Source organism: Streptococcus sp. F2, assembly GCF_056500955.1.
The window spans coordinates 1-11,853 of sequence record NZ_JBWKAI010000038.1 but is presented as its reverse complement, the minus strand read 5'-3'; the positions used below and the strand labels follow the sequence as shown (position 1 = coordinate 11,853).

The following is an 11,853-nucleotide window of genomic DNA, read 5'->3' as shown; positions in this document are numbered from 1 at the left end:
TCTGCTTAGCTCATCCCAAATATGTCAAAGCTATTCGAGGAAAGAAAACCGACAAGAAAGATGCGCAATGGATAGCCGACCTCTTCAAGCATGATTTAGTTGCTTCTAGCTTTATTCCCCCGCTCAAAATCAGACAACTCCGTGACCTTTTCAGATATCGCATGAAGCTAACACAACTTCAGGTTGGCGAGAAAAATCGATATCAGAACTGTCTCACTTGGTCTAATCTTCAAATTGCAAGTGTCGTTTCCGATGTTTTCAGAAAAAGTGCTCAAGCTATTATTAAGAGCATCCTTGACAATCCACAAGATAAACCCAATATTGAGCAACTGGTTCACAAGAGAATGAAGAATAAAGTCCAAGACTTGGAAATCGCTATGGAAGGTGCTTTAACTCCTGAACAAGCTGAGAAAATCAGAGTTATCAAAGCTCATTATGATGCCTTAGCTATCTGTAAAGAAGATTTGGAACAGATGATTCGGGAACTGGGACAAGACTATCAACATCAAGTAAAACTAATTCAAACCGTACCTGGTTTCAAAGAGGACTTATCTGCTCTCAGAATCATCTCAGAAATTGGTTGCGATATGACAGTCTTTGATTCAGCTGCCAAACTGTGTTCCTGGGCTGGACTTGTCCCTGCCAACAATGAAAGTGCTGGGAAAAAGTTTTCTACGCGCATTTCTAAAGGGGGAAAATACTTGAAACCTTTCCTTGTTCAAGTCGCAAACGCTGTTGTCAAATCTGATAAGCATCCAGAATTGAGAAACAAGTATCTTAAACTCAAGAAACGCCGGGGACACCGAAAAGCAATTATCGCTATCTGTCGCAAATTACTGGTTTCTGTGTACCAAGTGCTACGGAAACAAGAAGACTACAATCCTGTTTTACAAGGACTGACCGAAATACGAAATCCTGATAAAACGATGTCTGCTCAAGACGCTGTTCGTTTTGCACAACAGCACGGATTCAATGTCGCTTAATCTCAAAAATCAGGTTTCAATACCTCTTTTTAACGCGCCCAAAATCAGCATAAACAATAAATCAATTAGCTTTTATTTTTTTCAAACTTCTCTTTAAGGATCTCTAGCTTGAGCGAAATGATTAGCAGTCTGTTTGAAACCACTATAGCACTTTTGAAGTTTCCATGCTAATGATTACTTTAAAAAAGCCCTTAAGCCTAAGCTTAAGAGCAGTTATAGTTAACTTACCAATTGTATTTGTCAACATTTTCTTTGGTAACAAGGTAAATTGGTGATACGGTCTCTTTATCCACTTTTTTTCCATTGTAGTGGTCAATAGCCGCTTGGATAGCAATTTCACCCATTTTAGCAGGTTGTTGAGCGATTGTTGCTGTAATATCACCTTTCTCAATAGCTTGGTGAGCATCTGGTTGACCATCAATACCAATGATTAAAACATTTTGAAGGCCTGCTGATTTAACAGCTTGAGCAGCTCCGAGTGCCATTTCATCATTTTGGGCAAAAATGACTTGAACGTCTTTGTTTCCTTGAATCATGTTTTGTGCTGTGTTCAAGGCCTTAGCACGGTCAAAGTTAGCTGACTGACTTGATAAAACTTCTAATTTTTCTTTCGCAACTTTATTAAAACCATTCCCACGGTCTACAGTCGCTGAAGCTCCTGGAACGCCCGACAATTCAAAGGCTTTTGCTTTTTCACCAAGCTCTTTCACAATGTAGTCAGCAGCCATTTTACCCGCTTCAACATTATCAGAAGCAACTGTTGTTAAAACGTCACCACCATTGCTACCACGGTCAATAAGAATAACAGGGATACTAGCATTATTAGCAGCTTTAATTGCTGGCACAATGGCATCTGAGTCCACTGGATTAATCAAAATAGCATCCACATTTTGGCTAATAAAGTTTTGCACATCGTCCGCTTGACGTGCTGCGTCATCTTGAGCATCAGCAACTTTTAAGCTCACTTCTTTTTTATCAGCATACTTGTCTAAACCATCTTTCATAGCGACGAAGTAAGGGTTATTCGTAGTGGAAATAGATACCCCTAATTTCAGGTCTTTAGCAGCTTTTTTTGTCACCTCTTTGCTTGTTCCAGAAGAATTTCCTAGACCAGTTTTTCCGCAAGCTCCTAGGACAAGAAGCATTGACATAAGTAAGGCTAGAAAGCCAAGTTTTTTCGTAAATTTCATGATGTCTCCTTTTTAAAAATTATTTAACACTAAGACCGTACATGCGTTAGCATGCCAACAATAACTGAAACATTTCCCTTATTTTGCAACTTTAAAGCGATCTAGTAACACGGCAATCAAGATAACAATCCCTTTTACCACTTGTTGCCAAAAGGCTGATACACCAATAATGTTTAACCCGTTATTAAGGACCCCAATAATCAAGGCACCAATCAATGTTCCTAGGATACGTCCTTTACCTCCTGATAAAGAAGTTCCTCCAAGAACAACGGCTGCAATAGCATCCATTTCATAACTGCTACCAGCTGTCGGCTGAGCAGAACTCAAACGAGAGGTAATGATTAGCCCAGAAATAGCGGCCATCATTCCTGAAATGGTATAAATAATAAGTTTGACTTTATTGAGTTTAACACCTGAGATATACGCTGCTTTTTCATTGCCTCCTAGCGCGTAAACAGATTTCCCAAAGGCAGTTTTGTGCAAGAGCACATACAAAATAAGAAAGACGATAAACATAAGGATAACTGGGAAAGGAATACCGACAATATACCCTTGTCCTAAAAACTGAAAGAGGAATGAGTCAGACAATCCTTTAGTAATAGGATTCCCATTAGTATATACAAGCGTTGCTCCTCGGAAAATAGTCATGGTAGCCAAGGTAACGATAAATGGCGCCAATTTCCCATAAGAAATAAAGAGACCATTTACCATTCCAAACAAGCCACCCATGATAACAGCTAATAAAATAGCTAAGGGAACAGGCACACCTGAAGCTATAAATCCAGCTGAGAGAGCACTAGAGAGTGCTAAAATCGAACCTACCGATAAATCAATACCACCAGTTAAAATGACAAAAGTCATCCCAAAGGCAATAAAACCATTAGCGGTTACCTGCAAAAGTAAGTTTAATAAGTTGTTTGTGGTTAAAAAGTTAGGATTAATCAGCGTGATGACAATCATTAACCCAACGAGTGCGACCAGAGTGGTTAACTCTGACATGTATTTCATTACTTGTTTCACCTTAATTTCCTCCTGTTGCCAACTGCATGACTTTTTCCTGACTAGCTTCTTCACGAGAAAGTTGGCCAGCTATACGTCCTTCGTGCATGACCATAATCCGATCACTAACGCCTAATACTTCTGGAAGGTCTGAAGAGACCATAATAATAGGCACACCTCTCTCTGCCAATTCATTCATTAATTGGTAAATTTCGCGTTTGGCACCAACATCCACCCCTCTAGTGGGTTCATCTAAAATCAATACTTTTGGAGCAATGCCAATCCATTTCGCAAGGACAACCTTTTGCTGGTTCCCACCAGAAAGATTTCCCACCGGTAAAGTGGGCGTCCCGGATTTTATACGCAAGCGGTTAATTAATTGCTCAACAAAGGTGGTACTGGTTTTGTCGTCGAAGAAACCATGCTTACTGAAATCTTTGGTACTTGGCAAGGTCATGTTATCTTTAATACTAAAGTCTAAAATCAACCCTTCATCTTTTCGATCTTCCGTCAAAAATCCGATGCCGTGCTTAATCGCCTGAGCTGGATTATGAATCATGACTTCTTTCCCATCAATCATAACCTGTCCTGACTGTTTAGGATCCAAACCAAAAATGGTTCGCATCACTTCAGTTCGACCAGAACCCATTAACCCTGAAAAGCCAAGAATTTCGCCCTGTTTTACTTGGAATGAAACCCCTTGGAAAGTTTGTCCGGATAATTCCTTAACTTCAAAGGCAACTGAGCCAATAGTAGCTGTTTTTTCTGGATAGTAATCTTCGATATCACGTCCAACCATTTTTTTGACCAGTTCATCTGGAGTCGTCTCTTGAGTTGGTTTCGTGTCAACGACAATCCCGTCTCGCATGACCGTTACCACATCAGTAATTTTGAAGATTTCTTCCATACGATGGGAAATATAGACAATACCAACACCTTCTTCTTTTAAACTGCCAATAATCTTGAAGAGATTTTCAGTTTCGCGATCAGTAAGAGCGGCTGTCGGTTCATCCATAATTAATAATGACACTTCAGACAGGAGGCTTTTAGCAATTTCAATCATCTGTTGCTGACCAACTGAGAGATCTCCAATACGCTTATCCAAGGGAATAGACACTCCTAATCTTTTGAATGCATACCTAGCCTTCTCCTTCATGGCCTTATCATCTAGAAGTCCAAAAGATTTTTTGATTTCTCGCCCTAAAAAGAGGTTTTCGAGTACTGTCATCTCGGGCCATGTGTTCATTTCCTGATGAATAAAGCTAATACCAAATGCTTCTGCTTCTTGTGGATTAGCAAAGGCCATTTCTTTTCCATCAATCAAAATGGTTCCAGAACTTGCTGGAAAAAGTCCTGTCAAAATGTTCATCAAGGTAGACTTACCTGCACCATTTTCTCCCATCAAGGCATGAACTTCTCCTGAAGTCACCACTAAATCAATGGCTTCCAGTACCTTGTTGGTTCCAAAAGATTTGGAAATCCCTCTCATGTCAATTTTCATGCTAGTGTCCCCTTTCTAAATCGTCACCCCTGACTGCAAGATGACATTGGAATAAGGAGTATTTTCACCTGTTCTCACAACAGCTTTAGTTGACTTGGTCAACGCTTTTAATTCCTCGTGGCTAACGTACTCCACAATAACTGAGTTATCCAATCTAGCTAATAAATCCTCTAATTGTTTTGGATTTTGGCTTTTAATTTCTTCTGCTAAGATAACTTTTTCGACTAACACATGCTCTAAGTAAACTGCTAAGACGTCTTGGAAATTAGGTTGTCCTGGTTTGAGTGCCAAATCAATTTTAGCAACACCGTCTGGAACAGGAAGTCCTAAATCACCGATACAGACACGGTCTGTGTGTCCTAAATCATCTGCCAGTTTAGCCAAATGACTATTCAAAATCCCATGTTTTTTCATAAGCGTCGTGCTCCTTCATTTCTGATAATGTTGGCATGCCACCTTGGGCACCAAATTGTTGAACAGATAAATGTGAGGCCAAGGTCGCAAATTTTAAAGATTCACGCATATCTAATCCTTTTGAAATAGCAAAACCAAAGGCTCCGTTAAAGGTATCTCCAGCACCTGTCGTATCAATAGCTTCAGTCTTAATAGCTGGAATCAATTGAATAACTTGCCCATCAAAGTAAGTAGACCCCTTAGTTCCCAAAGTAACGATAAGACGATTTGGATATGCCTCAAGAATAGTGTCCAACTCTTTATCTGGGAAGAGTTCTTGAACTTCATGCTGGTTTGGTGTGAAATAGGTGACCAAGTCTAGCATCTCTTTATCTGTTTCTCTCGCAGGGGCTGGGTTATAGAGCACCTTGATGCCTTTATCATGACAAAATTGAGCTATGCCCAAATTAGCTTGGTGCGGGATTTCATTTTGAAGAATAACCAAATCAGCTGCCTCTAATACATCCCATTCTTTTTCCCAAAGAGTTGTGTCAACCTCTCCATTCGCTCCGGGACAGTAGATAATGCGGTTGTCATGGTTAAAAATGGTGATTTGAGCAATACCAGACGATGATGGTACCGTTCCCACAAAGTCTACGTTAAGACCGTTATCTGTTAAATTTTGTAATAAGAGATGGCCAAAGGAATCCTCGCCCACAGCTCCCAGCATATTAATCTGATCTTTTGGGGAGGCTAAGCGACCAACTGCAACAGCTTGGTTAGCCCCTTTACCACCAGGAACCATAGCAAAGCTATCTCCAAAAACCGTCTCTCCCTCTTGCGCAATCCGATTGGTCTTCATCACAAGGTCCATGGAGATACTGCCGACAATAACAATCTTACTCATTTTTTCTCCTTATAGTCTCACGTTCCACATAGTGAACTGGTAATTTTATGCGATTAGCTTCCACTGGCAACTGATTGGCAATGTTATAAACCAGTTCAGCTGCATAATGCCCCATCAAATAAGAGGATTGATGAATGGTTGACAGGGAAGGGTAAATAAATTGACTCATCAAAATATCGTCGTAACCCATCACTTGCACATCCTGAGGAATTTTCTTTCCACGGGAATGCAACTCGTGAATATAAGCAATGGCGTGAATATCTGACGGGGCTATAATACTATCAATGATTGGATAGACGTCGAGGTTCTTACTAGCTTCCAACTGAATGCTTTCAAAATCAAAACTCTGGCTATCACAGATGCGAAGGGTAACCTCTTTTTCGTGTAGATAAGAGAGGCTTGCTTCAAACCGTTCATTAATATTTTCGGCATTGTCTAGCGGTCCTCTAATCAAAAGCACTTCTTCTGTTCCCGCTTGCCAAACCGTTTGAGCAGCTAAGAGCCCTCCAGCTTTATTATCTGAAAAGACGCCATACTGCGTTTCTTGGTCAACACGGTCTACCACCACAACTGGAATAGGTAAGTCGGGGTAACGCTTGGTAAAGTCATGAGTCGTAATAATACCTGCCGCATTGCTTTGAAGAAGGACATGAACATATTCTTCTTCTAGGGCTTCACTGTCTGAAATATTACCCAACATGACTCGATAACCTTTTTCTTTCAGGTATTCTTCGGCCCCTCTTGCTAGGCGCGGAAAGAAGGGGTTAGAAATATCAGGAAGGAGGAGCCCGACTAACTGATTCTTTTTAGTTTTTAAAGACTGGGCCAAGACGTTGGGACTATAATGTAATTTGGCAATGGCTGCCTTAATCTTATCTCTAGCTTCATCAGAAACATAGCCTTTTTGAGAAATATATCTGGAAACTGTAGATTTGGATAAACCTGCTTCTTCAGCGACTTGTTTGATCGTTGCCATTAGTTGTCCTCCTTTCTATTCATTTGTGGAACCGTTCTCACATCTGTTATTGTAACCGTTTTCTTTTTGCTTGTCAACTATTTTCTAGCATTTTAAAGAAAGAGATCATTCTTTTTTAGAACCACTAGTTCAACCTGTAAGCTATTCGATCATCGGTTATCTTGCTGCTACCAGCTAAAGATTTTAAGGCATATAAAAAAGCCAGCTAGATGAGGTCAAAACACATCTAACTGACTCAGCTATTTCACAATTTAGTTGTCTTCTAGAGGACTAACCTCGTTTATTGACGAAGGTAGGCTAGGGCATCCTGAACAGTTGTTACAGGAACAATTTTCATTTTTGTTTTTAACTGCTTGGCTGCTCGCTTGGCCTCTTCATAATTGCTAATAGCTTTTGGATTGGCTTTTTTAACAGCTTTATCCACAGGATTATTCGGCACAAAGAAAATCTCAGCACCAGCATCTGCAGCAGCAACGACCTTAAGACCCGCACCGCCAATATCTCCAACTTCACCATTTTTACCAATGGTTCCTGTCCCGGCGATATGTCTTCCTTTACGAAGGTCTTCTTTATTAATTTGGTCGTAGATATCTAGTGTAAACATTAAGCCTGCGCTAGGACCCCCAACACCTTGGGTACTAAACTCGATTTTGTCTGCTGAATTGACTTTAGTATGGTCTGTTAAAGCAATGCCGATACCATTTTTACCATTTTTTAGTTTGATGATACGACCTGTTTCAGACTTAGGTTCGCTATTACTAATAAACTGCACAGTCACCTTATCACCAAGTTTTAAATGAGAGACATAGTCCACAAGTTCTGTTGAACTCGTAAATTGTTTGTGATTCACTCCCGTTACCGTATCTGCTAAGTTTAAAGCACCTTTAAAGGTTGAATCCTTGCTAACATCTAACACATAGACCCCTTTGTAGTCCAAAGTAACTGGTTTGTCTGCCAAGGTCAATGCCTGATAGACCGCAGCATTTTGTGAGGTTTCCATGTAGAATTGATTAATGCGGATATAGTCTGCATCGCTGTAACCGCCTGTGGTGTCCTCAACTGAACTGATTTCAGTAAAAGGGGTTAGCCAAGCATAGAGCAATTGAGCTAAACTGGCTCGACTGAGACTGACTGCCACAAACTGATAGGAGCCTTTATCTTTATCTTCTTTGCCATTAACCTTGACCACAGATCGAATGTCATAGGCTCCGCCAGGCATTTCAACATAGTAAGGAAGAGGGAAAAAGAGGACGATAAGCAGAGCCACGAGGGCAATTAGGCTAATCAGCCACCATTTAATTTTTTTAATTGTTTTCATTCATTTTCTCCACTTGAGTCATAACTGATTGAGGCACTAGTCCTTCCAAAGAGGACTGAAAATGAATCAGCTCTCTGACTCGACTCGAACTAAGTTGTTGCCATTCATTTCTAGAAATGAAATAAACGGTCTCAAGCGTCGGAGCTAGCATGTGATTGAAATACTCCAAATTGGCTTCGTAATCAAAATCAGCACCGTTTCGTAGTCCTCTAACCAAGTGAGTTACCTGCAACTCTTTGGCCACATCAACAGCTAAGCGATTTTCTGCCATCACGACACTCACATTGGTCATTTCTGCTAAAGCCTGTTTAAGCATCAATTGACGCGTTTGAGGGGGAAATAGCCCTTCCTTTATAGGATTATAAAAAATCCCGACATAGAGATGGTCACATAATTGGCTGGCTCGCTTAATAATATCCAGATGCCCATTGGTGACAGGATCAAACGATCCTGTATAAAGTCCTATTTTACTTGACATATACTGTTACCTTACTAATACCATAGGTTTTCTCTTTCCAAATCCCTAAGTTTGCAATTTCCTCTGGTAAAACTACGTTTTTATCCGTTTCGCACACCACCATAACGTCGTCACTCAATAACTCATTGGCAGCCAGAGCTTCAATGTTAGCGACAATAGTTTCCTTAGCATAAGGAGGATCCAAAAATACCAAATCGAATTGGCCACTCAACTGATGAATCGCACGTTCAGCCTCCATTTTCAGAAGAGTAAACTGTTGTTCTGCTTTGGTCATCTTGATGTTTTCTTGGATAATGGCTTGTGCCTTACGATCACGTTCTACCAAAACAGCAGACGTCATGCCGCGAGAAACCGCTTCAATAGACAAACCACCAGACCCTGAAAATAAGTCTAGAACCCGACCCCCATCAAAATAGGGTCCAATCATGTTAAAAATCGCCCCTCTAACTTTATCAGATGTGGGACGAGTTGTTTTACCACCTAGCGTCTTCAAGGGACGCCCGCCAAATTCACCAGATACAATTCTCATACCATTCATTATAGCAAATTTCTAAGGTCAAACCTTAAAAATAATCTCTTTTTTCAAAATTCTTAGTATCTAACCTTAAAAAAGGCTAGGACAAGGGTCCAAAGCCTTTACTGAGTTCAAAGATAATCGTCACTAAGATTAAAAGTAATCCGAATCGACTGTCTGTTTTACCCACAGAATTCTGCGATTAGCTTACAAGATATTATCGTAGCTATCACGAACCTCTTGAGGCCATACGGAAGTTTGGACTTCTCCAATATGTTTTTTACGCAACAAGAACATGGCCATACGTGATTGACCAATACCTCCACCGATGGAGAGCGGGAAGAGCCCATTTAACAAGGATTTATGCCAATCAAAAGCTAATCGGTCTTGGTCACCAGTAATTTCTACCTGACGTTTTAGGGCTTCCTCATCCACACGGATTCCCATTGAGGATAATTCAAAGGCTGAGCCAAGCTGGTCATTCCAAACCAAAATATCACCATTGAGGCCATGATAGCCATTTTCAGATTCTGTTGTCCAGTCGTCATAGTCAGGAGCACGACCATCATGCGGCTTGCCATCAGGTAGGATGCCACCAATACCAATCAAGAAGACCGCACCAAATTCTTTGGTAATCGCATTTTCGCGTTCTTTGGGTGTCAAGTCAGGGTATTTAGCTACCAATTCTTCGGTGTGAATGAAGGTAATTTTCTTTGGTAGAACCGCTTCAATATCATAACGGGCTTCAACAGCTAATTCGGTTAGACGAATCACCTTATAAATGGTTTCAACGGTTTCTTTGAGATAGGCTAGGTTGCGCTTGCCATCAGGAATGACCTTTTCCCAATCCCATTGATCAACATACACCGAGTGGGTTTGGTCAAGTGAATCCTCATCAGGTCGGAGAGCCTTCATATTAACAACAAGACCTTCACCTTCATTAAATCCAAAACGGGCTAGGGTGTGACGTTTCCATTTTGCTAGTGAATGCACAACTTCAAAGGTTGCATTAGGAATATTCAAGACATTGACAGATACTGGATTTTCAATACCGGACAAATTATCTTGCATACCATCCCCGACCCGACTTAAAATGGGTCCTTGCACTTCAACAACATCAAGTTTAGCAATCAAATACTGTGTGAACGTATTTTTAACAAAGGAAATCTCCTCTTGTTGATGAATAAAACTTTTCTTCATAGCTCCTCCTTCTTTTTTGGTGGCCTCTTGGGTCTATTAGAATCAGCAACATTAGTAAAAGCTGAACCTAACCTACTCTTATTTAACTTATTGTTGAAAAATAAAAAATAGTATGACTATTATACACTTATTAAAAGTAAAAGAAAAGACCAATTTCATTGAAATTTAGCCTTTCTTGTTAAATATAATGAGTCCTATCGTGAGAGCTATCATGAGGATTGAAAGCGTTAGAAGAGTCAAATCAATGATATCATCAAGAACAAATGATTCGTCGTTCCCGAATGGATTGTCTGACTAGTCAGTGACTTGACGAAAGTCCTCTTGTTTAGCCTGCGATAATTTGTGTGCCAGCATTTGCTGACAACACATTGTCAATGTTTTCGAGTGATGTGATAATGGCTTTGGCATTTGGTTTGTTTTCCACAAAAGCAATGGCAGCTTCCACTTTTGGTAACATACTACCTGGTGCAAATTGGTCTTGTGTGATGTACTCTTTCATTTGAGAGACCGTTACTTCTTCCAATTTTGTCTGATCAGGTTTGTTGAAGTTGACGTAAACATTGTCAACCCCTGTCAAAACGATAAAGAGATCTGCATCCACCAATTCTGAAAGGGTTTGGCTAGCAAAGTCCTTGTCAATAACGGCTTCCACACCCGTAAGGGTCTTGCTAGTTGCATCTTCCACAACAGGAACACCGCCACCACCAGCACTGACCACCACAACGCCAGAATCAACCAGACTTCTGATGACGTTGGCTTCTTTAATGCCAACTGGTTTTGGTGATGGTACAACCTTACGCCAGCCACGACCAGCATCTTCTTTGAAACTTGCACCAGACTCTGCCATTTGTTTTTTGGCATCTTCTTCGGTAAGGAATGGGCCAATTGGTTTTGTTGGGTTTTCAAAAGCTGGGTCTTTGGCATCCACGATCACTTGAGTGACAACAGCTGCCACTTCTTTTTGAATGCCTTGGGCTTGTAATTCATTATCAAGGGCATTGACTAACCAAAAACCAATGCTACCTTCTGTCATGGCAACACAAGTGTCTAAAGGCATTGCTGGATTTTTTTCAGAATCCGCTGCTGCTTGTTGTAACAAGAGGTTACCTACTTGTGGGCCATTGCCGTGGGTCACGATAACTTCATGACCTTCTTTAATTAATTTAACCAATGATTTTGATGTGGAAATCAAGGCTTCTTGTTGTGCTTTTGCTGACGCATCTGTTGAAAGAATAGCATTTCCTCCAAGTGCGACCACGATTTTTTGTTTCGTCATAATTATAATTTATTCCTTTCGTTTCACTCAAGGCACAACACTGAATGAAAAGGTGTTATGCTCTTTATTTTTGTCTATAATAACAGTGAGAAGCCCTATCACTACTACAAATCACGGG

Annotated in this window: 12 protein-coding genes; 1 reads left to right on the top strand and 11 read right to left on the bottom strand. The window is 40.5% G+C overall.

Annotation, left to right across the window (positions count from 1 at the left end; genetic code table 11):
- On the top strand, positions 1–983 hold a 983-nt coding region (locus ACYTR8_RS09440), incomplete at its 5' end, for an IS110 family RNA-guided transposase (RefSeq protein WP_479650926.1).
- 224 nt (positions 984–1,207) lie between these two features.
- Here ACYTR8_RS09440 and ACYTR8_RS09435 read toward each other — a convergent pair.
- The 11 genes from ACYTR8_RS09435 to arcC all read right to left on the bottom strand — a co-directional run bounded on the left by ACYTR8_RS09435 (position 1,208) and on the right by arcC (position 11,735).
- Positions 1,208–2,173 (bottom strand): substrate-binding domain-containing protein, encoded by a 966-nt coding sequence (locus ACYTR8_RS09435; protein WP_022554978.1) that lies wholly within the window; start codon positions 2,171–2,173, stop codon positions 1,208–1,210.
- 78 nt (positions 2,174–2,251) lie between these two features.
- Positions 2,252–3,193: an ABC transporter permease subunit gene (locus ACYTR8_RS09430; protein WP_111717140.1), complete on the bottom strand. Its 942-nt coding sequence runs from the start codon at positions 3,191–3,193 to the stop codon at positions 2,252–2,254.
- Position 3,194: 1 nt separating this feature from the next.
- The gene (locus ACYTR8_RS09425; protein WP_129555397.1) at positions 3,195–4,673 is read right to left on the bottom strand and encodes a sugar ABC transporter ATP-binding protein; all 1,479 of its coding nucleotides are present in this window, start codon (positions 4,671–4,673) and stop codon (positions 3,195–3,197) included.
- Positions 4,674–4,688: 15 nt separating this feature from the next.
- A complete protein-coding gene (gene rbsD, locus ACYTR8_RS09420) occupies positions 4,689–5,087 on the bottom strand; it encodes a D-ribose pyranase (protein ID WP_479642065.1) in 399 nt (132 codons plus the stop codon).
- A complete protein-coding gene (gene rbsK, locus ACYTR8_RS09415) occupies positions 5,062–5,973 on the bottom strand; it encodes a ribokinase (RefSeq protein ID WP_479642066.1) in 912 nt (303 codons plus the stop codon). The genes rbsD and rbsK overlap by 26 nt, the downstream gene beginning before the upstream one ends.
- The gene (locus ACYTR8_RS09410; protein WP_003051900.1) at positions 5,966–6,949 is read right to left on the bottom strand and encodes a LacI family DNA-binding transcriptional regulator; all 984 of its coding nucleotides are present in this window, start codon (positions 6,947–6,949) and stop codon (positions 5,966–5,968) included. Before ACYTR8_RS09410 ends, rbsK begins: the two co-directional genes overlap by 8 nt.
- A gap of 280 nt (positions 6,950–7,229) precedes the next feature.
- Entirely contained in the window at positions 7,230–8,267 is a 1,038-nt protein-coding gene (locus ACYTR8_RS09405) for a SepM family pheromone-processing serine protease (RefSeq protein ID WP_111717149.1), read from the bottom strand.
- Positions 8,254–8,745: a pantetheine-phosphate adenylyltransferase gene (gene coaD, locus ACYTR8_RS09400; protein ID WP_111717151.1), complete on the bottom strand. Its 492-nt coding sequence runs from the start codon at positions 8,743–8,745 to the stop codon at positions 8,254–8,256. The genes ACYTR8_RS09405 and coaD overlap by 14 nt, the downstream gene beginning before the upstream one ends.
- Positions 8,735–9,274: a 16S rRNA (guanine(966)-N(2))-methyltransferase RsmD gene (gene rsmD, locus ACYTR8_RS09395; protein ID WP_111717939.1), complete on the bottom strand. Its 540-nt coding sequence runs from the start codon at positions 9,272–9,274 to the stop codon at positions 8,735–8,737. Before rsmD ends, coaD begins: the two co-directional genes overlap by 11 nt.
- A 192-nt stretch (positions 9,275–9,466) precedes the next feature.
- Positions 9,467–10,459, bottom strand: coding sequence for an aspartate--ammonia ligase (asnA, locus tag ACYTR8_RS09390; protein ID WP_003061055.1), 993 nt, complete (start codon positions 10,457–10,459; stop codon positions 9,467–9,469).
- A 325-nt stretch (positions 10,460–10,784) separates the two neighbouring features.
- Entirely contained in the window at positions 10,785–11,735 is a 951-nt protein-coding gene (arcC, locus tag ACYTR8_RS09385) for a carbamate kinase (protein WP_003051912.1), read from the bottom strand.
- Between the last annotated feature and the right edge of the window lie 118 nt (positions 11,736–11,853).

Bases quoted from the DNA above. Each gene is read 5' to 3' on its own strand.
- ACYTR8_RS09435 (WP_022554978.1), bottom strand. From the start codon at position 2,173: ATGAAATTTACGAAAAAACTTGGCTTTCTAGCCTTACTTATGTCAATG.
- ACYTR8_RS09425 (WP_129555397.1), bottom strand. From the start codon at position 4,673: ATGAAAATTGACATGAGAGGGATTTCCAAATCTTTTGGAACCAACAAG.
- rbsD (WP_479642065.1), bottom strand. From the start codon at position 5,087: ATGAAAAAACATGGGATTTTGAATAGTCATTTGGCTAAACTGGCAGAT.
- rbsK (WP_479642066.1), bottom strand. From the start codon at position 5,973: ATGAGTAAGATTGTTATTGTCGGCAGTATCTCCATGGACCTTGTGATG.
- ACYTR8_RS09410 (WP_003051900.1), bottom strand. From the start codon at position 6,949: ATGGCAACGATCAAACAAGTCGCTGAAGAAGCAGGTTTATCCAAATCT.
- ACYTR8_RS09405 (WP_111717149.1), bottom strand. From the start codon at position 8,267: ATGAAAACAATTAAAAAAATTAAATGGTGGCTGATTAGCCTAATTGCC.
- coaD (WP_111717151.1), bottom strand. From the start codon at position 8,745: ATGTCAAGTAAAATAGGACTTTATACAGGATCGTTTGATCCTGTCACC.
- rsmD (WP_111717939.1), bottom strand. From the start codon at position 9,274: ATGAGAATTGTATCTGGTGAATTTGGCGGGCGTCCCTTGAAGACGCTA.
- asnA (WP_003061055.1), bottom strand. From the start codon at position 10,459: ATGAAGAAAAGTTTTATTCATCAACAAGAGGAGATTTCCTTTGTTAAA.
- arcC (WP_003051912.1), bottom strand. From the start codon at position 11,735: ATGACGAAACAAAAAATCGTGGTCGCACTTGGAGGAAATGCTATTCTT.